Raw genomic sequence first — 23,927 nt, 5'->3', positions numbered from 1 at the left:
CGCCCGCCTGCGTTGGCGCCGATCCGCATACGCTCGGGCTTCCCTGTGCGAAAGCGCCGGACACGGGATCGGGCGTGCTTTTCATTTCGATGCGGGCTCGCTAGGCTCGGCGGGAATTTGCCCGCAGGATAGGTACCATGACCCACCCCGTCGCCATTGCTTTCGTTCAGACCGATCCGGAGGCGTTCGCCACCCAAAGGGGGCGCATCGCGCTGATCGTCGGGGCGGCGCTGTCGCCCGCGGGGCGCCGGCTGGACAAGCTGACGCGGGGCGCCGTTTCGCGCGCGCTGGCGTCGGAGGCCTGGGGCAAGGTGAAGCCGGGCGAGTCGCTCGTGCTGGGCTTTCCGGCGGGGCTTGCGGCGGAGGCGCTGGAACTGATCGCGCTCGACCGCAAGGCCGGGCAGGAGGAGGCGCGCAAGGCGGGCGCCCGCATCGGCAAGACGCTTGGCCCCGAGGGCGCGTTGGTCATCGCCGAGGGCCATCCCCGGGCGGCGGAACTGGCCTTCGGGCTGGCACTCAGGGCCTATCGCTTCGATTATCACACCGCGCAGAAACCCGCGCCGGGGGCGGTGACGCTGATGGTGGCGAAGCCCGAGGAGGTCGCCCGCGCCGCCGCGCCCCATGCCGCGCTGGCCGAGGGGGTGTTCTTCACCCGCGATCTGGTGAACGAACCGGCGAATATCCTCACGACCGGGGATTTCGCGGCGCGGCTGGCGGCGATGCAGGAAATCGGGCTGGACGTCGAAATCCTGGAGGAGGCGGAGCTGGCGGAACTCGGGCTCAGGGCGCTTCTGGCGGTGGGGCAGGGGTCGGAAAGCCCGTCGAAAGTGGTCGTCATGCGCTGGAACGGCGGCGAGGGCGCGCCGCTCGCGCTCGTCGGCAAGGGGGTCTGCTTCGACAGCGGCGGCATTTCCATCAAGCCCGCCGCCGGGATGGAAGAGATGACGATGGACATGGGCGGCGCGGGCGTGGTGGCGGGCGTGATGCGCACGCTCGCGCTGCGCAAGGCGCGGGCCAATGTCGTCGGTCTGGTCGGTCTGGTCGAGAACATGCCCGACGGGCGGGCGCAGCGGCCGGGGGATATCGTGCGCTCGATGAAGGGCGACACGATCGAGGTGGTGAACACCGATGCCGAGGGGCGGCTCGTTTTGGCCGATGTGCTGTGGTATGCGCAGCAGCGGTTCAAGCCGCGCGCGATCATCGACCTCGCGACGCTGACCGGGGCGATCATCGTCGCGCTCGGCCATGAACGCGCCGGGGTGTTCACCAATGACGACGCGCTGTGCGATGCCGTGCTGAAGGCCGCGAAGGCGGAGGGCGAGGGTGCCTGGCCGATGCCGCTCGATCCGGCCTATGACGCGCTGATCACCTCGCGGCTGGCCGATATCAAGAACACCGGCGGCCGCTGGGGCGGGTCGATCACCGCCGCCGCCTTCCTGAAGAAATTCGTGGTGGATGTGCCCTGGTGCCATATCGACATCGCGGGGGTGGCGCTGCCGCCCGGGGAAACCATGCTGGCGCCGAAGGGCGCGACCGGCTGGGGGGTGATGACGCTCGACCGGCTGATCCGGGAGCAGTTCGAGGCCTGATGCCCGCGCTGTTCTATCACGTCACGCAATCGGCGGTGGAGGATGTCGTCGCCAGCCTGCTGAGCCGCGCGCTGTCGCAGGGCTGGCGGGTGGAACTGCGCGGGCGCACGCCGGAGCGGATGGACTGGTATGACCAGAAGCTCTGGCTCGGGCCGGAGGAGGGCTTCCTGCCGCATGGCCTTGCGGGCGGGCCGCATGACGCGCTGCAACCCGTGCTGCTGACCCACGCCCCCCGGCCCGAGGGGCGGCAGGCGGTGATGGCGGTCGAGGGCGCGGAGGTGACGGCGGAGGAGGTCGCCGCCACGGAACGGGTCTGGATCCTGTTCGATGGCCGCGACCCGATGGCGGTGGACCACGCGCGCGGCCAGTGGCGCGCGCTGACCGGAGCGGGGGCCTCGGCGCAATACTGGTCCGAAGAGGGCGGCCGCTGGGAGAAGAAGGCGGAAAAATAGCGCGCCTCAGCGCCGGCAGACTCCATATCCGGGGTCCGGGCGGGGCATCGGGTCCGGCAGGTCGCAGCTCCGCCGCACATAGGGAACGAGCCCGCGCGACAGCCTGAACACGTCGCCCTTCGCGACGGAAACCACGCCGTTCTGGTATCCACGGATCATCGCCGGCTCCCAGCTTCCGCCGGGTCGGCCGTCCATCCCGCGCGAAGTGGAGGGATAGCGGAATTCTACCGCCGCGACCTCTCCCGGCCCGCCTGCCCTGGGGAAGGCGACCTGATAGCGATATTCGCCGGGTACCGCGAGCAGATTGCCCGGAAACCAGAGCCAGCTCCGCCCGTTCGGGTCGAAATATTCAATCTGGATCGGTCCCCGGTCGGTCGCATAGGTGTAGCCCGGGCGGGGCGCCTGAAGATCTAGGACCGGGCGGCCGAAGGTGTATTTGTCAGGAGATAGCGGAACGACCTTGCCTGCCTTCATCGCGCTGTCGAGTTCGGCCGGTGTCATCGCGATCCAGTCGGAGGGCGGGGCGCATCCGGCGCACAGGGTGAAGACGGTGAAGGCAAGGGCGTAAAGCCGGAGCAGCATTGAAATCACCTGCTATGCAAAGGTGGGTGCACCTTTGCCCGGCTGTGCAGGAAAGGCAAGCGCCAAAGCCGGCCTTCCCTTTCCTGCGGGGGCGGTTTAAACCCCGGCGCCGACAGAGCAGGAGCATCCGGTGACCAAATTCAGCTTCACCCTGACGGCGACCGACGGCAAGGCCCGCACCGGCGTGATCCACACCCCGCGCGGCGAAATCCGCACCCCGGCCTTCATGCCGGTGGGCACGGCGGCGACGGTGAAGGCGATGATGCCCGAAAGCGTCGCGGCGACCGGGGCGGACATCCTTCTGGGCAATACCTATCACCTGATGCTGCGCCCGACGGCGGAGCGGATCGACCGGCTGGGCGGGCTGCACCGCTTCATGAACTGGGAAAAGCCGATCCTGACGGATTCGGGCGGGTTTCAGGTGATGTCGCTCGCCGATCTGCGCAAGATGACCGAGGACGGCGTGACCTTCCGCAGCCATGTGGACGGCTCGAAACATTTCCTGTCGCCGGAACGCTCGATGGAGATCCAGCGGCTGCTGGGGTCGGATATCGTCATGGCGTTCGATGAATGCCCGGCGCTGCCCGCGACGGATGAGGCGGTGGCGAAGTCGATGCGGCTGTCGATGCGGTGGGCGCAGCGCTCGCGCGATGCCTTTGGCGACCGGCCGGGCCATGCGCTGTTCGGCATTCAGCAGGGCGGCGTCACCCGCGAACTGCGCGAGGAAAGCGCCGAGGCGCTAAGGGCGATCGGCTTCGAGGGCTATGCGATCGGCGGCCTTGCCGTGGGCGAGGGGCAGGAGGCGATGTTCGGCGTGCTCGACTACGCCCCCGGTTTCCTGCCCGAGGACAAGCCGCGCTACCTGATGGGCGTGGGCAAGCCCGATGACATCGTGGGCGCGGTCGAACGCGGCGTGGACATGATGGATTGCGTGCTGCCCTCGCGCTCGGGCCGCACCGGGCAGGCCTGGACCCGGCGCGGGCAGATCAACATCAAGAACGCCCGGCATCAGGAGGACCCGCGCCCGCTCGACGAAAACTGCACCTGCCCGGCCTGCCGCAACTACAGCCGGGCCTATCTGCACCATGTGTTCAAGTCGCAGGAGATCATCGCCTCGATGCTGCTGACCTGGCACAACCTGCATTATTATCAGGAGCTGATGCAGGGGCTGCGCGATGCGATCGCGGCGGGGCGGCTGTCGGAGTTCGTGGCCGATTTCCACGCACAGCGCGCGATGGGCGACATCGAGCCGCTTTAAGCGAGGAGCAGATCCGCGGCCCGGCCCTCCTGCCGCAGCAGGCGCCCGTTCGGCAGGTCGTTTTCCTCGACCCGGCGGCGGGCCTCGGCGTCAGACAGGTCGCGCCAGCGGTGCATCAGCCGCTCGCGCAGCGTGGCCTCCGGCACCGCGATCCGCACCGACAGGTCGAACAGCGGGAACAGGTCGCGCCAGCCGGGGCGGGTCAGCAGCAGGTAGTTGCCCTCGACCAGAACGAAGCGCGCCCGGCCGGGGATGACCTCCGCCGCCGGGATCACCGTATCGGTGGCGCGGTCGAACACCGGCACCGGCAGGTCGTGTTCCGCATGTTTCAGTGCGAGGATCTGCGCATGCAGTCCGGCCACGTCAAACGTTTCGGGCGCACCCTTGCGGGGCCGGAGCCCGCGCGCGTCCAGCGTGGCATTGTCGAGGTGAAACCCGTCCATCGCCAGCACCGCCGCCGAACCCGGCGCGCCCGCGTTCAGCGCGGCGCATAGCTCCGCCGCCAGCCGCGATTTCCCCGCCCCCGACGCGCCGACAATGGCGATCAGGTTGCGCGGGCCGTCCAGCTGCCGGATATGGCCGGGCAGGTCGGCGCGGTCGACGCGCAATTCGCTCGACATGAAGGCCCCGGCATCGCCCATCGGCCCGTCGGAATCGCCCAGCCAGGTTTCGCCGGTCTCGCTCTCGCGCATCAGCCCATCGCCGCGATCAGCCGGCCAAGCGCCGCCGCCGGGTCTTCGTCGCGCCAGATTTCCTCGCCGATGGCGAAGAAATCGGTGACGGGGGCGAGGCCCTGCACCAGCGTTTCGGACAGCGCGCCCTCGGCGACCACCGGCACTTCGATCATCTCGCTCCACCAGGCGAAGAGGTCGCGTTCCGCGCGCGGCCCGGCGCCCAGCCCGGTTTCGCCGACCGGGCCGAAACAGACGTAATCCGCCCCCGCCTCGCCCGCATTCATCCCGTCATGCCGCGAGGCACCGCAGAAGGCGCCGACAATGGCGTCCTGACCCAGTTCCTTGCGCGCGGCCCGCACCGAGCGCGCCCCATCCGTCAGATGCACGCCATCAAGCCCGTGGCGTTCCACCAGATGGATGTGGTTCTCGATCACCAGCGCCACGTCATGGTCATGCGCGACGACCCGCACCGCATCGGCGGCGCGCATCACGGCGTCTTCGTCCTTGGTCGCCAGCGCGAGCCGGATGCAGGCGACGTCCTGCGCCGCCAGCACCCGCGCCAGCACCGCCGGGAAGACAGCCGGGTCGAAGCTCGGCGGGGTGAGCAGATAGATCTGCGGGCGGTCCTCGGCCATGGGGCATCCTTTCGTTTCCGGCCTTTTACCGCAGGCCACGGCGCCTTGCCAGAGGCCGCGCGCGGGGGTAAGCGGGCGCGGAAAGGAACCCTGATGACCGATCTGATCCGCAATCCCGTTTTCGTGCTGGTCCGCCCGCAGATGGGCGAGAATATCGGCGCGGCGGCGCGCGCGATGCTGAACTTCAGCCTGACGAGCCTGCGGCTGGTCGATCCGCGCGACGGCTGGCCGAATCCGAAGGCGGTGGCGATGGCCTCGGGCGCGGCGGCGCAGGTGCTCGACCATGCCGGGGTGTTTCCGGAAACCGCGCGGGCGGTGGAGGATTGCGATTTCGTCTTTGCCACCACGGCGCGCGGGCGCGAACTGACGAAGCCGATCTACACCCCCGAAGCCGCGATGGCGGAGGCCCATGCCCGGATCCGCGCGGGGCAGAGGGTCGCCGTGCTGTTCGGGCCGGAGCGCACCGGGCTGGAGAATGACGACATCGCCCGGGCGAATGCGATCATCACCGTGCCGGTGAACCGGGAGTTCTTCTCGCTCAACCTCGCGCAGGCGGTGCTGCTGACGGCCTATGAATTCTCGCGCGGGGTGCATGGGGCGCCGGCGGTGGATCCGGGGCTGGCCGGGGCGGATGTGGCCAGCGCGATCGAGGTCGAGAAGCTGGGCGACCATTACGAGGAAAAGCTCGACGCGGCGGGGTTCTTCTTCCCGGAGGACAAGGCGCCCTCGATGAAGCGCAACCTGCGCAACATGTGGTCGCGCTTCGGCCTGACGCGGGCGGATGTGCAGACGCTGCACGGCATGCTGCGGCAGATCACCCGGCGGCGGGACTGATCCCGGCCCGTTGGGGGGCGCATGACGGAAGGCCCGGCTGAAGGGGTCACCCCCCGCAACGCTGATCGTGGCTTCGGCCGGTCACTCCCCCGCAGGGGAGGGATGCAGGTCAACCAGCCCCCGAACGTGACCAACTCCCGCGGGTGGGGTGGCGGCCCCTGCACCCGCGGATGGGGGATATACCGGCGTCGGCAGAGCCCAAAGGGGGGTGTCAGGCCGCCACCGACTGACCCGGCGTATAGTTCAGGATCGGCGCCAGCCAGCGTTCCGCCTCTTCGAGCGGCATGCCCTTGCGGCGCGCGTAATCCTCGACCTGATCGCGCTCGACCTTGGCCACGCCGAAGTAATAGGCCTCCGGATGGCCGATGTAGATCCCCGACACCGACGAGCCCGGCCACATCGCCATGCTTTCGGTCAGTGTCACGCCGGTCGTCGCCTCGGCATCCAGCAGCTTGAACAGCGTCACCTTTTCCGTGTGGTCGGGCTGCGCCGGATAGCCCGGGGCGGGGCGGATGCCGCGATAGGGTTCGCCGATCAGCTCCGTGGGCGCAAAGGTCTCGTCCGCCGCATAGCCCCAGTATTCCTTGCGCACCCGTTCGTGCAGCAGTTCGGCCATCGCCTCCGCCACCCGGTCGGCCAGCGCCTTGACCATGATCGAACCGTAATCGTCATTCGCCCGTTCGTAGCGCGCGGCGATCTCGTTCTCCTCCGGCCCCGCCGTCACGACGAAGCCGCCGACCCAATCGCGCACCGTGCCCTCGGGCGCGACGAAATCCGACAGCGCCACATTCGGCCGCCCGTCGCGTTTCGAGGTCTGCTGCCGCAGCGTGTGCAGCGTGGCGAGCGGATGCACCCGGGTTTCGTCCGAGAACAGCACGATGTCGTCGCCCACCGTATTCGCGGGCCAGAAGCCCACCACGGCGCGCGGGCGGAACCACTTCTCGGCGACGATCTTCGCCAGCATCGCCTGCGCATCGTCATACAATTGCCGCGCCGCCGCGCCCTGCTTTTCATCGTCCAGAATGCGCGGGTAGACGCCCTTCAACTCCCAGGTCTGGAAGAACGGGGTCCAGTCGATATAGCGCGCGATCTCGGCCAGATCCCAATCGTCGATCACCTTCAGCCCGCTGATCGCCGGGGCGGGGATGTCGTAAGCCGACCAGTCGATCCTGAGCGCATTGGCCCGCGCCTGCGCCAGCGTGATCCGGCGTTTCGCCGCCTCGGCCCGTTCGTGGCGCTCGGCCACGTCGCGGTATTCGGCGCGGATCTGGTCGATATACGAAACCTTGTTGTCGGCGCTGAGCAGCTGGCTCACCACGCCGACCGCGCGCGAGGCATCGGTGACATAGACCGCCTGGCTATGGGTGTAGCGCGGCGCGATCTTCACCGCCGTGTGGATCTTCGACGTGGTGGCGCCACCGATCAGCAGCGGAATGTCGAAGCCCTCGCGCTCCATCTCCGCCGCCATATGCACCATTTCATCGAGCGAGGGCGTGATCAGGCCGGAGAGCCCGATCGCATCCACCTTCTCGGCCTTGGCGACCTCAAGGATCTTCTGCGGCGGGACCATCACGCCAAGGTCGATGATCTCGTAATTGTTGCAGGCCAGCACGACGCCGACGATGTTCTTGCCGATGTCATGCACATCGCCCTTCACCGTCGCCATCAGCACCTTGCCCGCGCTTTCGCGGCCCTCGCCCCCCGAAGCGGCCTTTTCCTCTTCCATATAGGGCAGCAGGACGGCCACCGCCTGTTTCATCACGCGAGCGGATTTCACCACCTGCGGCAGGAACATCTTGCCCGCGCCGAACAGATCGCCGACCACGTTCATCCCGGCCATCAGCGGCCCTTCGATGACATGCAGCGGGCGTTCGGCGGCAAGGCGCGCCTCTTCGGTGTCTTCCTCGATGAATTCGGTGATGCCGTTGACCAGCGCATGTTCCAGCCGTTTCGCCACCGGCCATTCGCGCCAGCTCAGATCGCGGGCCTTTTCCTCCCGCGCGCCGCCCTTGAACCGTTCGGCGATCTCCAGCATCCGGTCCGTCGCATCGGAGCGGCGGTTGAGGACCACATCCTCGCAGGCCTCGCGCAGGTCCGGTTCGATCTGGTCGTAAACCGCCAGCTGCCCGGCGTTGACGATGCCCATGTCCATCCCGGCCTGAATCGCGTGATAGAGGAAGACGGCGTGCATCGCTTCGCGCACCGGTTCATTGCCGCGGAAGCTGAACGACAGGTTCGAGACCCCGCCCGAGATGTGGCAATAGGGCAGGTTCGCGCGGATCCAGCGGGTGGCCTCGATGAAATCGACGCCGTAGTTGTTGTGTTCCTCGATCCCCGTCGCGACGGCGAAGATGTTCGGGTCGAAGATGATGTCTTCCGGCGGGAAGCCGACCTGATCGACCAGGATCCGATAGGCGCGCTCGCAGATCTTCGTCTTGCGCTCGAAGCTGTCGGCCTGTCCGGTTTCGTCGAAGGCCATCACCACCACCGCCGCGCCATAGGCGAGGCAGAGCGTCGCGTGGTGGATGAACGCCTCCTCGCCTTCCTTGAGCGAGATCGAATTGACGATCGGCTTGCCCTGCACGCATTTCAGCCCGGCCTCGATCACCTCCCATTTAGAGCTGTCGATCATCACCGGCACCCGGGCGATGTCGGGTTCCGCCGCGAGCAGGTTCAGGTATTCGACCATCGCGGCCTTTGAGTCGATCAGGCCCTCGTCCATGTTGATGTCGATGACCTGCGCGCCGTTCTCCACCTGCTGGCGCGCGACTTCGAGCGCGGCGGCATAATCGCGGTTGGTGATCAGCTTGCGGAACCGGGCGGAGCCGGTGACATTGGTCCGTTCGCCGACGTTCACGAAGGGAATATCGGGCGTCAGCGTGAAGGGTTCGAGGCCGGACAGGCGCAGATAGTGGTTCATTTCAGCTTCCTCGGCGCGAAGGGCCGGACGGCTTCGGCAATGGCGCGGATATGGTCGGGCGTGGTGCCGCAGCAGCCGCCGGTGACGTTGATCAGCCCTTCGCGGGCGAATTCGGCAACCTGCCGGGCGGTGTCTTCGGGGCCCTCGTCATATTGGCCGAAGGCATTGGGCAGGCCGGCGTTCGGATAGGCGCAGATCCGGCTGCTCGACACATTCGACAGTTCCGCCAGATGCGGGCGCATCGCGGCGGCGCCGAGCGCGCAGTTCAGCCCTACGGTGAAGGGCCGGGCATGGGCGACCGAATACCAGAAGGCGGTGGGCGTCTGGCCGGAAAGCGTCCGCCCCGAGGCATCGGTGATCGTGCCCGAAATCATCAGCGGCAGTTGCGTGCCATGTTCCGCGAAAGCCTCAAGACAGGCGAAGATCGCGGCCTTGGCGTTCAGCGTGTCGAAGATCGTTTCGATCAGGATCAGATCGGCGCCGCCCGCGATCAGCCCGCGCACCTGCTCGCCATAGGCGATGCGCAGATCGTCGAAGGTCACGGCGCGGTAGCCCGGATCGTTCACGTCGGGGCTGATGGATGCGGTGCGGTTCGTCGGCCCTACGGCCCCGGCCACGAAGCGCGGCCGCCCGTCCTCCGCCGTTGCCCGGTCCAGCGCCCGGCGCACGATCCGCGCGCCTTCGACGTTCAGATCGAACACCCGCGATTCCATCGCGTAATCCGCCTGCGCGATGGTGGTCGAGGAAAAGGTGTTGGTCTCGACGATATCCGCCCCGGCCTTGGCGTAGCGGTAATGGATTTCCTCGATCGCCCGCGGCTGCGTCAGGATCAGCAGGTCGTTGTTGCCCTTCTGCGGATGGTCGGACACGATGTGACAGGGCAGGCCCGCGCCGGTATAGTCTTCCTCGGTCAGGCCGAGGTTCTGGATCTGCGTGCCCATCGCGCCGTCGAGGATCAGGATGCGCTCCCGCGCCAGCGCGTCGAGCGTGGCGAAGGCCTTGGACTGGGGCAGGCGGAAACTGAGCATGGCGGACCTCTGGCTTGTGCCCCGCAACCTAGTGCCTCCGTCCATGTGGTTCAAACTCATATTTCTCCAGAAGATCATGAGCCGGATCGAAGATGGCTCAGAGCCCGCGCCCCGGTTTCAGCCGCCCGAGGGCCTCCCAGTCCGCAACCCATTCCGCCGCTGCCCGCGCCACGCCGCGCCGTACGGCGGCCCCCACCGCCTCGCCAAGCGCGGTGTGCAGGCCCGCGTGGCGGTGGTCCGGGCCGGGCAGGGCGGCGAGCGCGATGCAATCGGTGCCGGTCCCCGTCGCCATGCCGGTGGGCAGGCGCAGCGCGCAGTCGATCACCGCGGCGGTGCGGGCCTGTGTGGCGATGCTCAGCGCCTCGATCTGCGCGGATTGCGTAAGATGGGCGTGGATCTGCACCGCAATGTTGATCGTGCCCCAGTCACCCGCCTGCCAGTCGCGCCGCGCGCCGACGGCCTCGGCATTCGACAGCCCGGCGGTGGTGAGCGCCTCGGCGGTGATGCCCTCCACCTCGGCGCGGGTCAGGACATGGCGGGTGACATCGCGCGAGGTCAGCAGGCAGACGGCCTCCGGTTCGGTCACCTCCCCGGCGAGCCAGCGTTCGACGTCCCGCCCCTCGGGCAGGTCGGCGTTGCGGACCTCGCGCCACAGGATCCGGCGGGCGGTGGTGATGCCGCCGTTGTGGACCGCCCAGGACATCACCCGATGCGGCGCGCCCAGATCCGCCGCAAGCCAGGGCCGGTTGCAGGTGACGATCATGGCGCCCTCAGTGCCGCGAGCGCGCGCAGCACAAAGGGCGTGCCGCAGATCCAATCGCGATCCGCCATTTCCACCCGCCGCGCCGGGCTGGCGGCAAGTGCGGGATGGGTCAGGATCTCTTCGGAGCGCGACGGCGTGGCGTGGCGTTCGCCCTGCACGATCAGGTCGGGGTGGGCCATCACCAGCACCTCCAGCGGCAGCGTGCCGCCCGCGCTCAGCCCGGCTTCACCGGCGATGTTGCGATACCCGGCGGCGGCGAGGATCTGTCCCGACAGCGTGGCATCGCCCAGGCTGTAGCCATTCGCATAATAAAGAGCGGCGCGCGGACCCCCGGCCGGGTCGCGGCGCAGGCGGGCCAGATCGGCGCCGAACCGTGTGGCCAGCGCTTCGCCCTCGGCCGCGCGGCCAAGCGCCCGGCCCATGGCGCGGATCCCGGCGGCGACTCCCTCCATATCCTGCGCGGCGGCGAAGGTTTCCACCCGCACCCCCATCCGGCGCAGCAGCGCAACCGTCTCGCGATGGGTATATTCCCCCGCGAGCACAAGGTCCGGGCGCAGGGCAAAGACCTCTTCCGCCAGGCCGTGGTTGACCGGATGGCGCGCGGCCTCAGCCGCCATTGCCGAGGACAGCGGATCGCGCGCGATATGCGAGACAGAAACCAGTTGCCCCGGCGCCGCCAGCAGCATCGCCAGCTGATCGGTGCACAGGTTGATCGACACCACGCGCGCGGGTTCCGCCTGCACCGGCAGGGTCAGACAGGCCAGAAGGATCGCGGTCAGCACGGATCGGGTCATGCCCGGTTCATAGCCCGCGCCGCAGGGTTCCGCCAGCACGGCGCGGAAAAGCCGGAACGCCCGCGAAAAGGGGATTCACACGGCGAATCACCCATGTTACGGTCCCGGTTAATCAAGGGTAAAGACCCATCCCGGAGGATCGGGATCATACAGGCAAACACCGCAAACGGGCCCGGCGGGGCCCGTTTCACTTTGTCGCCGCACGCCGTTGACACCCGCGCCCCGCCCTGTATAAGCCCCGCAACCCGGGGTTTGCGCCCCGGTTTGGTGTTGGTGGCCCCCGCAAGGGGATGCCTGTCGCCCCTCGGGGAAAGGACAACGCCCTTCGCCGGGCATCCGCCCAACAAAAACGGCCGCAGGGCCAGTGAAGGAGATCAGCCGTGACCAAACGCACGTCTGCCAAGTATAAAATCGACCGCCGCATGGGCGAGAACATCTGGGGCCGCGCCAAGTCGCCGCTGAACAAGCGTGACTACGGCCCGGGCCAGCACGGCCAGCGCCGCAAGAACAAGCTGTCGGACTTCGGTACCCAGCTCCGCGCGAAGCAGAAACTGAAGGGCTATTACGGCGACCTGACCGAAAAGCAGTTCCGCCGGATCTACGGTGAAGCCGAGCGCGTCAAGGGCGACACCGGCGAAAACCTGATCGGCCTGCTGGAGCGCCGCCTGGATGCGGTCGTCTACCGCGCCAAATTCGTGCCGACGATCTTCGCCGCGCGTCAGTTCGTGAACCACGGCCATGTGACCGTGAACGGCGCCCGGGTGAACATCGCTTCGTATCGCGTCAAGGAAGGCGACGTCATCGCCATCCGCGACAAGTCGAAGCAACTCGCCATCGTGCTCGAAGCCGTGCAACTGGCCGAGCGTGACGTTCCGGACTATCTGGAAGTCGACCACCACAAGATGACCGCGACCTTCGTGCGCACCCCGGCCCTGGGCGACGTGCCCTATCCGGTGGTGATGGAACCGAACCTGGTCGTCGAATTCTACGCCAAGAACTGATCCTTCGCGGATCGCGGAAAGGGCCGGGGTTTCCCGGCCCTTTTGCATATGTGGCGGGAGGGCTTTCCCGGAGCAGGGGCAAGTTGCCGCTGGCGTTGTGGGCGGGGCTTGGCTAGAACCGGCCCGACATCGTGAGGAATGCGCCATGAACGACATCCGCCCGCAACCCGGCATCCTGGAGATCGCGCTGTATGAAGGCGGCCAGTCGCATGTGGCCGGGGTCAGCGATGCGGTGAAGCTCAGTTCCAACGAAAATCCCTTCGGCCCGTCGGACAAGGCGAAGGAGGCGTTTTCGCGCGCGGTCCACAAGCTGCACCGCTATCCCTCGACCGACCATGCCGCGCTGCGTCAGGCGATCGGCGAGGTGCACGGGCTGGATCCCGACCGGATCATCTGCGGCGTGGGCTCGGACGAGATCATCAATTTCCTCTGTCAGGCCTATGCGGGCCCGAAGGATGAGGTCGTGTTCACCGAACACGGCTTCCTGATGTATCGGATCTATTCCCATGCGGCGGGGGCGACGCCGGTGCAGGTGCCCGAACGCGAGCGCACGACCGATGTGGATGCGATCCTCGCGGCCTGCAACAAGAAGACGAAGCTGGTGTTCCTGGCCAATCCGAACAATCCGACCGGCACGATGATCGGCCTGTCGGAACTGGAGCGGCTGGCGAACGGGCTGCCGAAACAGGTGCTGCTGGTGATCGACGGCGCCTATGCGGAATATGTCGAGGGCTATGACGGCGGGGCGGATCTGGCGACGCGGCTGCCGAATGTGTTCATGACCCGGACGTTTTCCAAGATCTACGGGCTGGGCGGGCTGCGGATCGGCTGGGGCTATGGCCCGAAGGCGATCATCGACGTGCTGAACCGGGTGCGCGGGCCGTTCAACCTCTCGACCGCGCAGATGGAGACCGCCGAGGCCGCCGTGCGCGATCAGGATTGGGTGGCGCGCTGCCGCACCGACAACGCCCGCCTGCGCGGCTGGCTGGCCGAGGCGCTGGCGGAGAAGGGCGTGCCTTCGGATGTTTCGACCGCGAATTTCATCCTCGCGCGGTTCGGGTCGGAGGAAGAGGCGGCGGCCTGCGATGCGTTCCTCAAGAGCGAGGGGCTGATCGTGCGCCGTGTCGGGGGCTATGGCCTGCCGAACTGCCTGCGGATCACGGTGGGGGATGAACCGTCCTGCCGCCGGGTCGCGCATCTGATCGGGCTGTTCAAATCGGGCGGGGCGCGATGATCTACCAGCGGGTCGCGCTGATCGGCCTTGGGCTGATCGCTTCGTCTATGGCGCATGCGCTGCGTCAGCACGGGCTGGCGGGCGAGATCGTTGGCCATGCGCGTTCGGCCGAAACCCGGGCCACCGCGCTCGAAATCGGGCTGGTCGACCGGGTGTTCGAGACCGCGGCCGAGGCCGTTGCGGGTGCCGATCTGGTGGTGCTGGCGGTGCCGGTGGGGGCGATGGGCGCGATTGCCGCCGAAATCGCCCCGCATCTGGCCGAGGGCGCGACGGTGACCGATGTCGGCTCGGTCAAGCAGGCGGTGATCGAGGCTGTGGCCCCGCATCTGCCCGGCCATGTCCAGTTCATCCCGGGCCATCCGCTGGCGGGGACGGAACATTCCGGGCCGCGTTCGGGCTTTGCCACGCTGTTCGTGAACCGCTGGTGGCTGCTGACGCCGCTCGAAAACACCGCGCCGGAGGCGGTTGCCCGGCTGCGGCGGTTGCTGGAGGCGATGGGCGCCAATGTCGACACGATGGAGCCGTTGCGCCATGACCTCGTGCTGGCGGTGGTGTCGCATACGCCGCACCTCATTGCCTATACGATGGTCGGCGTGGCCGATCACCTGCGCCGCGTCACCCATGAGGAAGTGATCAAATATTCCGCCTCGGGGTTTCGGGATTTCACCCGGATCGCGGCCTCGGATCCGACGATGTGGCGCGACGTCTTCCTGACCAACAAGGAGGCGACGCTCGACATCCTGGGCCGCTTCACCGAAGAGTTGTTCATGCTTCAGCGCGCGATCCGGATGGGCGACGGCGATATGTTGTTCGACTATTTCACCCGGACCCGCGCGATCCGGCGCGGCATCATCGAGGCCGGGCAGGACACCGCCGCCCCCGATTTCGGTCGCACCCCGACGGGGCCGGTCTGATGCGGGGGCTGGCTCTGGCGCTGATGCTTCTGGCCGGGGCCGCGCAGGCCGGGCCGGACCAGTCGCCGCGCCCGATGTCGCGCCCGGACGAGGCTTCGCTGCGGCCCCTGCCACGGCCCGGCGGGGTACAACTGGCCGCCCTGCCGCCGGCGCGGGTGACGCAGCCCGCGCTGCGCAAGGCGGCGCTATGCGGGATCGAGGGGCTGGCCGGGCGGAAGATCGCGCCGATCACCTCGCGCATTCCGGGCTGCGGGCTGGAGGATGGGGTCGAGGTGACGCATGTCTCGGGCATTCCACTGTCGATCCCGGCGCAGGTGGATTGCGGCACGGCGGCGGCGCTTAAACGCTGGGTCGATCGCGGCATCCTGCCCGCCGTGGGCAACCGGGGCGGCGGTGTCGCGCGGCTGGAGATCGCGGGCTCCTATGCCTGCCGCCCGCGCAACAATCAGAGCGGCGGGAAAGTGTCGGAACACGGGCGGGGCCATGCGCTGGACCTTGCCGGGCTGAAGCTGCGCTCGGGCGAGGTGATCACCGTCGCGCAGGGCTGGCGTTCGCGCAACGGGGCGGTGCTGCACCGGATCCACGCCTCGGCCTGCGGCACGTTCGGCACTGTGCTGGGGCCGGAGGCCGACCGCTTCCATCAGGACCATATCCACGTCGATACGGCGCAGAACCGCGGCGGCGCCTACTGCCGCTGATCCAGCCGGGGCGCGGGGCCGAGCGGCACCGGCCCAAGCGTCATCCGCCCATCGCGGAACACCAGCGGCAGCGCCAGCACCCCATCGGGCGATTGTTGCGCGAGCAGCGTGCCCATCGTCGTCAGGATCTGTTCCAGCCCCGGATCGACCAGCCGCCCGCCGATCGCCAGATGCAGCCAGTCCAGCCAGTCGCGGCTGGTGAAGGTCAGCGTGCCGTCCAGATTGCCGTCGGGCCGCACCGTTACCGCCCCCGCCACTTTCAGCGCCCGCCCGCCCGAGAACAGTTCCCCCGCGTCGATGCGCAGCCCGGTCAGCCGGGCCGGAGCGGTCAGCGCCAGCGGATGGTCAAACTCCAGCCCGCCGGTCAGGGTGAGGCTGTCGATCCGGGTCTCTGGTGGCAGGGTCAGCCCCGCCAGCCGCGCCGCGAGCCGGTAGCGGGCGCCGTCATCCCGGGTCAGGGTCGCGTCGAGATCGCTGGCCGCGATCCAGGGCGCCCCGTCGAGCGCCAGCGCCGGATCGGTCAGCCGCGCCTGCGCCGCCGCCACCGACAGCCCGGGCGTCACGGTCACCTGACCCTCTGCCGGGCCGCTCAGCGTGAGGGGGAGGCCGCCAAGGATCAGGCCCTGCGGCTGCGCGGGCGTGATGGTCCAGCGCAGCGGGTTCCACAGCGGCGCGCTGGCCCGCAGATGGGGGGCGGTCCAGCGGCCGCCTTCGAGCGGCACATCAAGCCCGGTGATCTCGACGCCGATCCGCGTGGGAAAGCCGCTGGCCGTCACCGCTTCGGCCCGCGCGGGGCCTTCGGTGAGCGCGGCGGCCAGCCGCCCGGCGATCATCTGCCCCGCGCCCCAGCCCGCCGCCACCGCGATGAGCGCCAGAACCGCAATCCATTTCACAATCCGCACGCCGCCCCCCTTTCGTGGCCTTTGCACCAGATGTATCCCCTTCGCAAAAGGAGGGCCAGACGATGTGGATCTTTGGCTATGGCTCGCTGATCTGGGATCCGGGTTTTACGCCCGCCGAGGTGCGCCGCGCGACGCTCGCGGGCTGGCGGCGGAGCTTCTGCATGCGTTCGATCCATTTTCGCGGCACGGCGGAGGCGCCGGGGCTGGTGCTGGCGCTGGACGCGGCCGAGGGCGCGCACTGCACCGGCCTCGCGCTGCGGGTGGCGGAGGCGGAGGCCGAAAGGGTTCTGGCCGAGACGCGCGCGCGGGAACTGATCTCCGACGCCTATCTGGAACGCCGGGTCACGCTGACCTGTGAGCGGGGCGAGGAAATCCCCGCGCTGGCCTATGTGATCGACCGCAACGGCCCGCAATATTGCACCGTCCCGCCCGAGGAACAGGCCCGGATCATCGCCACCGCCCATGGCACGCGCGGGCCGAACACCGAATACCTGTGGAACACCGCCCGGCATCTGGCCACGCTCGGCATCGCGGATGCGGAACTCGACGCGCTTTCCGCAAGGGTCAGGGAATTGACCGGCGGGGGCTTGGCACGGGACGACGCGCCGCCTATCGTGGCGCGCGACACAAACCCATGAGGCAGCCCATGCGCGCGCCGGTCCGACAGCCCGAACCGCATTTCTCCCAGCCCGTGCGGCAGATCGTGATGATGCTGATCGTGCTCGCGCTGGTCGTGGTGGGGGGTGTCCTTGCCTATGCCCCGATCTATTCGATCTTCCACATCAACCCCTGGCTGAACGGGACGATCTTCGCGGTCTTCGTCCTGGGGGTGCTGGCCTGTTTCTGGCAGGTGGTGCAACTGATCCGCGCCGTCACCTGGATCGAGAGTTTCGCCTCTGACCGACCGGGCCGTCCGCAATATCGCGCGCCGGTGCTGCTGGCGCCCTTGGCGGCGCTTCTGGGGGCGCGCGGCGGGCGGCGGACGATCGCCACGTCTTCGGGGCGGTCGATCCTCGAATCCGTCGCGACGCGGATCGACGAGGGGCGCGACTTCACCCGCTATGTCACCAGCCTGCTGATCTTCCTTGGCCTTCTGGGCACGTTCTACGGTCTGGCGACGACCGTTCCGGGGGTGGTGGATACGATCCGGGCGCTGGCGCCGAAGAATGGCGAAAGCGCGGCGGATGTGTTCTCGAACCTGATGACCGGGCTCGAATCGCAACTGGGCGGGATGGGGACGGCGTTTTCGTCCTCGCTGATCGGGCTGGCCGGGTCGCTGGTCGTCGGCCTGCTGGAACTGTTCGCGACCCATGGGCAGAACCGGTTCTACCGCGAATTAGAGGAATGGATTTCCTCGATCTCCCGGCTCAGCTTCGCCAGCGGCGAGGGGGAGGGCGAGGGGTCCATCGTGGCCGAGATCCTCGACCACATGGCCGAACAGATGGACGAGCTGAAGATGCTGTTCGCGCAGGGCGAGGCCGCGCGGAGCCAGACCGAGGCGCGGCTGTCGCAACTGTCGCAGGCCTTCGAGGGCTTTGCCCATGACGCCGCCGCCGGGGCCGAGGACCGCGCCCGGCAGAGTGCCGCCCTCGCCGGGATGGTGCAGGGGCAGGAGCGGCTGGCCGACGTGCTGACCCGTCTGGCCGATCAGGGCGCCGCGACCGAAGGCGAGGCCGAGGTCCGGATGCGGCTGCGTTCGATCGACGTGCAACTGCCCCGGCTGCTTGAGGAAATTTCCGCAGGTCGGCAGGAAAGCATGGCCGAGATGCGCACCGGGCTGGCCGCGCTGACCCGCGCGCTGATCGCCGCCAAGCGCGGGGAGGGCTGAGATGGGCCTCGCCCGGCGCGGCAATCGGTTCGGGGTCAACGTCTGGCCGGGCTTCGTCGATGCCATGGGCGCGCTGCTCATGGTGCTGATCTTCGTGCTGTCGATCTTCATGATCGTGCAATCGGTGATGCGCGACACGCTGACCAGCAAGGATCAGCAGTTGAGCGCGCTGACCTCGCAGTTATCGGGCCTCGCGCAGGCGCTGTCGCTCGAACGGTCGAAGACCGAGAGCCTGACCGGAGAACTGGACGCCGCGAAGACCCAGGCGGAGGCGCAGCAGGGGCTGATCGCCTCGCTGACCACGCAACTGACCGAGAGGCAGGCCGCGCTGGATGCGGCGGGGCAGAAGATCACCGCCTTCGAGGCGCAGGTCGCCGCGCTGATGGGGGAGGCGACGGTCCGCGCCGATGAAATCCGGCTCGACAAGGCGACGATCGAGGAATTGCGCGGCAAGCTGTTGAATTCGGGCGATGAACTGGCCGCGATGACGCTGCAACTCGAAGCGGCGCGCAAGCGGGCGGAGGAAACGCTGACCCTGCTGGCTGCGGCGGAGGCGGCGAAGCAGGATCTGCAAACGCAACTCGACACCCAGATGTCCGAAGCGGAACGCGCCGCGCTGCTCAAGGCCACGGCGCAGAAGGCGCTGGAGAACCAGAAGCAGATTTCGGACCGCAATGCGGAAAAGGTCGCGCTGCTGAATGCGCAGGTCGCCGCGTTGCGCACCCAGTTGAACGAATTGCAAGGCGTTCTGGATGCGGCGCAGGCCCGCGATACGGCGGCGAAGGTGCAGGTCGAGGCGCTTGGAACGCAGTTGAACGCCGCGCTGGCGCAGGTCGCGGCAGAGCAGAAACGCCGCGCCGCGCTGGAGGAAGCCGCCCGCCGCAAGGCCGAGGCGGAGAAGAAGGATCTGGAGAAATACCGCTCCGAATTCTTCGGCCGGATGTCGCAACTGCTGGCCGGGCGGGCGGGGGTGCGCGTGGTGGGCGACCGCTTCGTGTTCTCCTCCGAAGTGCTGTTCCAGCCGGGCAGCGCCGATCTGTCGGTGGAGGGCAAGGCGCAGATCGCCCGCGTCGCGCAGACCTTCCGCGACCTGGCCGCCGATATTCCGGGGGAAATCGACTGGCTGCTTCAGGTCAACGGCTTCACCGACGACACGCCGCTGTCGGGGCAGGGGCTGTTCAAGGACAACTGGGAGCTGAGCCAGGCCCGGGCGCTCGCCGTGGTGCGCTACATGATCGCCGATCTGGGTTTCCCACCGAGCCGTCTGGCGGCGGCGGGCTACGGCAAATTCAGCCCCGTCGCCCCCGGCAACAGCGCCGAGGCGCGCGCCGCCAACCGCCGGATCGAACTGAAGCTGACGGAGCGCTAGCCGCGCGCGGCCTTCACCGTCGCCGCGACCTGGGCCAGTTGTTCGGCGAGCGGCGTGCTGCGCCGCCAGACCATGCCGATCGTCCGGCCGGGCCGCGGCTCCGGCAGCCGCGCGATGGAAACGTCGGCCGAGCGGGTCTCGATCCCGATCGCCATTTCCGGGATCAGCGTCACGCCGATCCCCGCGCCGACCATCTGCACCAGCGTCGCCAGTGAACTGCCCTCCATCATGTCGCGCGCGACGGTGGGGGACATGTGGCAGAAGGAGAGCGCCTGATCCCGGAAGCAGTGGCCTTCCTCAAGCAACAACAGCCGCATCATCCGCAGCCCCTCCGCCCCCGGCGCGGGTTTTCCGGCATCGGTGGCGGGGCGGACGAGGACGAATTCCTCCTCGAACAGCGGCCATTCGGTCAGGGCGGGTTCCGAAACCGGCAGCGCCACCAGCGCGGCATCCAGCCCGCCTTCCATCAGGCCCTGGATCAGCTTGCCGGTCACCGCCTCGCGCGGGCGCGGCTCAAGGCCCGGGTGATGCGCCGCCAGCGCCTTGATGAGGCGCGGCAGCAGATAGGGGGCGACGGTGGGAATCACGCCGAGCCGCAGCGGCCCGGTGAACCCCCCGCGCGAGACCCGCGCCAGATCCGACAGTTCCTCGACCTCCCGCAGGATGCGGCGGGCGCGCTCCGCCAGCGCCGTGCCGAGCGGGGTCAGGCGGATCCGCCGCCCGCCGCGTTCGATCAGCGGCGCACCTAGGATTTCCTCCAGTTCCTTGATCTGCAAGGACAATGCGGGCTGCGAGATGGCGCAATCCTCCGCCGCCCGACCGAAATGCCCCTGTCGGGACAGGGCCAGAAAATAGCGCAGATGCTTCATCGAGATGCTTGTCATGATTTTTACTTATCAGATGAATTTGAAAATGAAAATTTATCTTATGAATTATTCGCTCTAACCTGCCGCACAGGAAAACCCATGCAGCGGAGAGGGAAGCAACATGGACGGGAAATGCCCGGTGATGCACGGCGCGGTGACCGAGGCCGGTCAGTCGAACACGAACTGGTGGCCGAAGGCGCTGAACTTCGACATCCTCAGCCAGCACGACAGCAAGACCAACCCGATGGGGCCGGAGTTCGACTATCGCGAAGCGGTCAAGACGCTGGATTTCGAGGCGGTGAAGGCCGATGTCCGCGCGCTGATGACCGAGAGTCAGGACTGGTGGCCGGCAGATTGGGGCCATTACGGCGGGCTGTTCATTCGCATGGCCTGGCACGCGGCGGGAACCTACCGGCTGGCCGATGGCCGGGGCGGCGGCGGCACCGGCAACCAGCGGTTCGCGCCGCTGAATTCCTGGCCCGACAATGTGAGCCTGGACAAGGCGCGGCGGCTGCTCTGGCCGGTAAAGAAGAAATACGGCAACCGGCTGAGCTGGGCCGATCTGATCGTTCTGGCGGGCACGATGGCCTATGAGACGATGGGGCTGAAGCCCTTTGGCTTCGGCTTTGGCCGGGCGGATATCTGGCACCCGGAGAAGGATATCTATTGGGGCGCGGAACGCGAATGGCTGGCGCCGTCGGATGCGCGTTACGGCAATGTCGATGCCCCCGAAACGATGGAAAACCCGCTGGCCGCCGTGCAGATGGGGCTGATCTATGTGAACCCCGAGGGCGTGAACGGCCATCCCGATCCGTTGAAGACCGCCGCGCAGGTGCGCGAGACCTTCGCCCGGATGGCGATGAATGACGAGGAAACCGTCGCGCTGACCGCAGGCGGGCACACGGTGGGCAAGACCCACGGCAATGGCAATGCGCAGGCGCTCGGCCCGGAACCGGAGGCGGCGGGGGTCGAGGGGCAGGGCCTTGGCTGGGCCAATCCGAACCAGCAGGGCAAGGCCAGCCGGGCGGTGACCTCGGGTCTCGAAGGGGCCTGGACCACGCATCCGACCGTGTTCGACATGGGCTTTTTCGAGATGCTGTTCGGCCATGAGTGGGAATTGCGCCGCTCGCCCGCCGGGGCGCAGCAATGGGAGCCGGTCCATATCCGCGAGGAGGACAGGCCCGCCGATGCCTCGGACCCGGCGATCCGGCGCAATCCGATGATGACCGATGCCGACATGGCGATGAAGATGGACCCGGCCTATAACGCGATCTGCCAGCGGTTCATGGCCGATCCCGCCTATTTCCGCGACACCTTCGCGCGGGCCTGGTTCAAGCTGACCCATCGCGACATGGGGCCGAAGGCGCGCTACATCGGCCCGGACGTGCCGGCGGAAGATCTGATCTGGCAGGATCCGGTGCCTGCCGGGCGGACCGATTACGACGTGGCGGCGGTGAAGGCGCGGATCGCGGCCTCGGGCCTGTCGACCTCGGATCTGGTCACCACGGCCTGGGACAGCGCGCGGACCTATCGCGGATCCGACATGCGGGGCGGCGCGAACGGCGCGCGGATCCGGCTGGCACCGCAGAAGGACTGGGAGGGCAACGAGCCCGGACGTCTGGCGCGCGTGCTGTCCGTGCTGGAGCCGATCGCCGCACAGGCCGGGGCGAGCCTGGCCGATGTGATCGTGCTGGGCGGCAATCTGGGCGTGGAACGGGCGGCGCGGGCGGCGGGCTTTCCGGTCGAGGTGCCCTTTGCGCCGGGCCGTGGCGATGCGAGCGACGCGCAGACCGATGCCGAGTCCTTCGCGCCGCTGGAGCCCGTCCATGACGGCTATCGTAACTGGCTGAAGAAGGATTACGCCGTTTCGCCCGAGGAACTGATGCTGGACCGGACCCAGTTGATGGGGCTGACCGCGCCGGAAATGGTCGTGCTGGTCGGCGGGATGCGGGTGATCGGCACCAATCACGGCGGCACGAAACACGGCGTCCTGACCGACCGGGAGGGCGCGCTGACGACCGATTTCTTCGTCAACCTGACCGATATGGGCAATAGCTGGTCTCCGGCGGGCCGCCATTACGAAATCCGCGACCGCAGGACCGGGGCGGTGAAATGGACGGCGACACGGCTCGACCTGATCTTCGGGTCGAACGCCATCCTGCGCGCCTATGCCGAGGTCTATGCTCAGGACGACAATGCCGCGAAATTCGTCAAGGATTTCGTGGGGGTCTGGACCAAGGTGATGAACGCGGACCGTTTCGATCTGGCGTGATGGGCCGGGGGTGGGCTGCGTCGCCTGCGGGGCGGCCCACCCGTTGAAGATCAGTAAAATCGAACCCCCGGGTTGCTCCGCGCGCGCGGCACCCCTGGACGGCCCTGTCTTTTGGACAGCCGCCGCGAACGGCAGGGAACAGCGGGCCGGTGTCCGTCCGCAACTCTGGTGCAGCGGTCTCCCCGCGCGAGCGTCTTCGGCGGCTGGATCACCGGGCGCAAACGATTTCAGGCGCGATGTCCCTGCGCGCGAGGGCGTCGAGTTCCTCTGCAAATATGCACACATCGCTTAAAAAGCGATGTGTGCCTGCGCGAAGGCGTCGAAGATTTGGTCCCGTTTAGCGCCCGCATTCCCGCGCGCGAGGGCGTCGGTCGCCGAACAGGTGCGGGTGACGCCGAAGGGGCCCCGCATTCCCGCGCGCGAAGGCGTCGGATTCCTGCCCGCCGCAATCCGTTCGGCCGGAAAATATCACCGCGCGCGTTAGGGCCGGTGCTTTGCTGATATGCCGTTCGTGGTCAGTGGGAGGGGGCAGCAGGTGTCGTGTGGCCGTGCATTGGCGCAGGGTCGTGGCGAATGCCGGACACGGAAAAGGCGCGCGGGAGGGTCCGCGCGCCTTTGTTCTGTTCCGGCCGAAGGGATTACTGGTTCGGCGTGATGACGAATTCCACCCGACGGTTCTGCGCACGGCCTTCGGGGGTGAGGTTCGAGGCGATCGGCTGATCCTCGCCCCGGCCGACGGTGACGAGCCGGCTGTAGGGGACGCCCGAGGCGATCAGGACTTGCCCCACCGCATCGGCGCGCTGCCGCGACAGGCGCTGGTTGTAGGCGGCGGAGCCGGTGTTGTCGGTATGCCCGACCACCTGAACCGTGGTGTTCGGATAGCGATTTCAGGCTCCCGGCCAGCGTTTGCAGATCGCGTTGCAGGTCGGCCCGCACGACTGCGCTGTCCGTCGCGAAAAGGACGTCCTGCGGCATGGTGACGGTCAGGTGGTTGCCGTTGTTCACGACAGAGACGCCGTTCGACGTCAGGTCGCGGCGCAATTCCTGTGCCTGACGGTCCAGTTGGTTGCCGATCGCGCCGCCGACGAGACCGCCGACGATCGCGCCCGCCGCGGCCTTGGTGAGCTTTTCGTCGCCCTTGCGCGTCGCGCCGAAAACGCCGCCGATCAGGGCGCCGGTCATCGCGCCGGTGTTGCGGTTCGCGTTGGGGCCGTTGTCGGCGTTGTAATTGCCATAGGGGTCGGTGCAGGCCGAAAGGCCGATCAGGGCCGTTACCGCCACCAGAAGGGAAATGTTCTTTTTCATGACCAAGCA

General features: G+C 68.0%; 21 protein-coding genes and 1 pseudogene. 12 read left to right on the top strand and 10 right to left on the bottom strand.

The genetic code is table 11. The annotated features are described in order from the left end of the window. Positions 1-137 precede the first annotated feature (137 nt). A complete protein-coding gene (locus QM789_RS15490) occupies positions 138-1,589 on the top strand; it encodes a leucyl aminopeptidase (protein ID WP_420352745.1) in 1,452 nt (483 codons plus the stop codon). Continuing rightward, positions 1,589-2,041, top strand: a complete 453-nt coding sequence (locus QM789_RS15485; protein ID WP_420352744.1) for a DNA polymerase III subunit chi — start codon at positions 1,589-1,591, stop codon at positions 2,039-2,041. Before QM789_RS15490 ends, QM789_RS15485 begins: the two co-directional genes overlap by 1 nt. Positions 2,042-2,047: 6 nt before the next feature. Here the strand turns inward: QM789_RS15485 and QM789_RS15480 are convergent, their stop codons facing one another. Beyond that, positions 2,048-2,623, bottom strand: a complete 576-nt coding sequence (locus QM789_RS15480) for a hypothetical protein (RefSeq protein ID WP_420352743.1) — start codon at positions 2,621-2,623, stop codon at positions 2,048-2,050. A gap of 130 nt (positions 2,624-2,753) precedes the next feature. Here QM789_RS15480 and tgt point away from each other — a divergent pair, with 130 nt between their 5' ends. Next, on the top strand, positions 2,754-3,881 hold the full coding sequence (gene tgt / locus QM789_RS15475) for a tRNA guanosine(34) transglycosylase Tgt (RefSeq protein WP_420352742.1): 1,128 nt from the start codon (positions 2,754-2,756) through the stop codon (positions 3,879-3,881). Here the strand turns inward: tgt and QM789_RS15470 are convergent. Further along, complete coding sequence (locus QM789_RS15470; RefSeq protein WP_420352741.1) at positions 3,878-4,573, bottom strand: hypothetical protein; 696 nt, start codon at positions 4,571-4,573, stop codon at positions 3,878-3,880. The genes tgt and QM789_RS15470 overlap by 4 nt on opposite strands. Continuing rightward, positions 4,573-5,190: a thiamine phosphate synthase gene (locus QM789_RS15465; RefSeq protein ID WP_420352740.1), complete on the bottom strand. Its 618-nt coding sequence runs from the start codon at positions 5,188-5,190 to the stop codon at positions 4,573-4,575. The genes QM789_RS15470 and QM789_RS15465 overlap by 1 nt, the downstream gene beginning before the upstream one ends. Before the next feature lie 93 nt (positions 5,191-5,283). Here QM789_RS15465 and QM789_RS15460 point away from each other — a divergent pair, with 93 nt between their 5' ends. Continuing rightward, the gene (locus tag QM789_RS15460; RefSeq protein WP_420352739.1) at positions 5,284-6,024 is read left to right on the top strand and encodes an RNA methyltransferase; all 741 of its coding nucleotides are present in this window, start codon (positions 5,284-5,286) and stop codon (positions 6,022-6,024) included. Between the two features lie 211 nt (positions 6,025-6,235). On the opposite strand, the gene metH is transcribed toward QM789_RS15460, so the two are convergent. The 4 genes from metH to QM789_RS15440 form a co-directional block, all read right to left on the bottom strand. Then, positions 6,236-8,944: a methionine synthase gene (gene metH / locus QM789_RS15455; protein ID WP_420352738.1), complete on the bottom strand. Its 2,709-nt coding sequence runs from the start codon at positions 8,942-8,944 to the stop codon at positions 6,236-6,238. Continuing rightward, entirely contained in the window at positions 8,941-9,972 is a 1,032-nt protein-coding gene (locus QM789_RS15450) for a homocysteine S-methyltransferase family protein (RefSeq protein ID WP_420352737.1), read from the bottom strand. The genes metH and QM789_RS15450 overlap by 4 nt, the downstream gene beginning before the upstream one ends. Positions 9,973-10,069: 97 nt before the next feature. Further along, positions 10,070-10,735 carry an adenosylcobinamide amidohydrolase gene (locus QM789_RS15445; RefSeq protein WP_420352736.1) on the bottom strand — a complete coding sequence of 222 codons (666 nt, stop codon included), beginning with the start codon at positions 10,733-10,735 and terminating at the stop codon, positions 10,070-10,072. Beyond that, on the bottom strand, positions 10,732-11,529 hold the full coding sequence (locus QM789_RS15440) for an ABC transporter substrate-binding protein (RefSeq protein WP_420352735.1): 798 nt from the start codon (positions 11,527-11,529) through the stop codon (positions 10,732-10,734). Before QM789_RS15440 ends, QM789_RS15445 begins: the two co-directional genes overlap by 4 nt. A 380-nt stretch (positions 11,530-11,909) precedes the next feature. On the opposite strand from QM789_RS15440, the gene rpsD reads away from it, so the two are divergent. From rpsD to QM789_RS15420, 4 genes are all read left to right on the top strand, one after another. After that, a complete protein-coding gene (rpsD, locus tag QM789_RS15435; RefSeq protein ID WP_420352734.1) occupies positions 11,910-12,530 on the top strand; it encodes a 30S ribosomal protein S4 in 621 nt (206 codons plus the stop codon). 145 nt (positions 12,531-12,675) lie between these two features. Next, complete coding sequence (hisC, locus tag QM789_RS15430; protein WP_420352733.1) at positions 12,676-13,764, top strand: histidinol-phosphate transaminase; 1,089 nt, start codon at positions 12,676-12,678, stop codon at positions 13,762-13,764. Beyond that, positions 13,761-14,678: a prephenate/arogenate dehydrogenase family protein gene (locus QM789_RS15425; protein ID WP_420352732.1), complete on the top strand. Its 918-nt coding sequence runs from the start codon at positions 13,761-13,763 to the stop codon at positions 14,676-14,678. The genes hisC and QM789_RS15425 overlap by 4 nt, the downstream gene beginning before the upstream one ends. Continuing rightward, positions 14,678-15,376 carry an extensin family protein gene (locus QM789_RS15420; protein ID WP_420352731.1) on the top strand — a complete coding sequence of 233 codons (699 nt, stop codon included), beginning with the start codon at positions 14,678-14,680 and terminating at the stop codon, positions 15,374-15,376. The genes QM789_RS15425 and QM789_RS15420 overlap by 1 nt, the downstream gene beginning before the upstream one ends. On the opposite strand, the gene QM789_RS15415 is transcribed toward QM789_RS15420, so the two are convergent. Continuing rightward, positions 15,364-16,278 (bottom strand): DUF2125 domain-containing protein, encoded by a 915-nt coding sequence (locus QM789_RS15415; protein WP_420352730.1) that lies wholly within the window; start codon positions 16,276-16,278, stop codon positions 15,364-15,366. The two genes, QM789_RS15420 and QM789_RS15415, sit on opposite strands and share 13 nt — an antisense overlap. A gap of 62 nt (positions 16,279-16,340) precedes the next feature. Here QM789_RS15415 and QM789_RS15410 point away from each other — a divergent pair, with 62 nt between their 5' ends. The 3 genes from QM789_RS15410 to QM789_RS15400 are packed head-to-tail and all read left to right on the top strand — an operon-like array spanning position 16,341 to position 19,475. After that, positions 16,341-16,916 (top strand): gamma-glutamylcyclotransferase, encoded by a 576-nt coding sequence (locus QM789_RS15410; RefSeq protein WP_420352729.1) that lies wholly within the window; start codon positions 16,341-16,343, stop codon positions 16,914-16,916. An 8-nt stretch (positions 16,917-16,924) separates the two neighbouring features. After that, positions 16,925-18,106, top strand: a complete 1,182-nt coding sequence (locus QM789_RS15405) for a biopolymer transporter ExbB (protein WP_420352728.1) — start codon at positions 16,925-16,927, stop codon at positions 18,104-18,106. A 1-nt stretch (position 18,107) separates the two neighbouring features. Continuing rightward, a complete protein-coding gene (locus QM789_RS15400; protein ID WP_420352727.1) occupies positions 18,108-19,475 on the top strand; it encodes a peptidoglycan -binding protein in 1,368 nt (455 codons plus the stop codon). On the opposite strand, the gene QM789_RS15395 is transcribed toward QM789_RS15400, so the two are convergent. Further along, on the bottom strand, positions 19,472-20,359 hold the full coding sequence (locus QM789_RS15395; protein ID WP_420352726.1) for a hydrogen peroxide-inducible genes activator: 888 nt from the start codon (positions 20,357-20,359) through the stop codon (positions 19,472-19,474). The two genes, QM789_RS15400 and QM789_RS15395, sit on opposite strands and share 4 nt — an antisense overlap. A gap of 103 nt (positions 20,360-20,462) precedes the next feature. On the opposite strand from QM789_RS15395, the gene katG reads away from it, so the two are divergent. Next, positions 20,463-22,613 (top strand): catalase/peroxidase HPI, encoded by a 2,151-nt coding sequence (gene katG / locus QM789_RS15390; protein ID WP_420352725.1) that lies wholly within the window; start codon positions 20,463-20,465, stop codon positions 22,611-22,613. 638 nt (positions 22,614-23,251) lie between these two features. Here katG and QM789_RS15385 read toward each other — a convergent pair. Beyond that, positions 23,252-23,918, bottom strand: a pseudogene (locus QM789_RS15385) (OmpA family protein). Between the last annotated feature and the right edge of the window lie 9 nt (positions 23,919-23,927).

This window comes from Paenirhodobacter sp. (genome assembly GCF_047600745.1).
Classification (GTDB): Bacteria; Pseudomonadota; Alphaproteobacteria; order Rhodobacterales; family Rhodobacteraceae; genus Rhodobacter.
The sequence above is the reverse complement of the archived record's forward strand: the minus strand, read 5'-3'. Positions and strand labels throughout refer to the sequence as shown.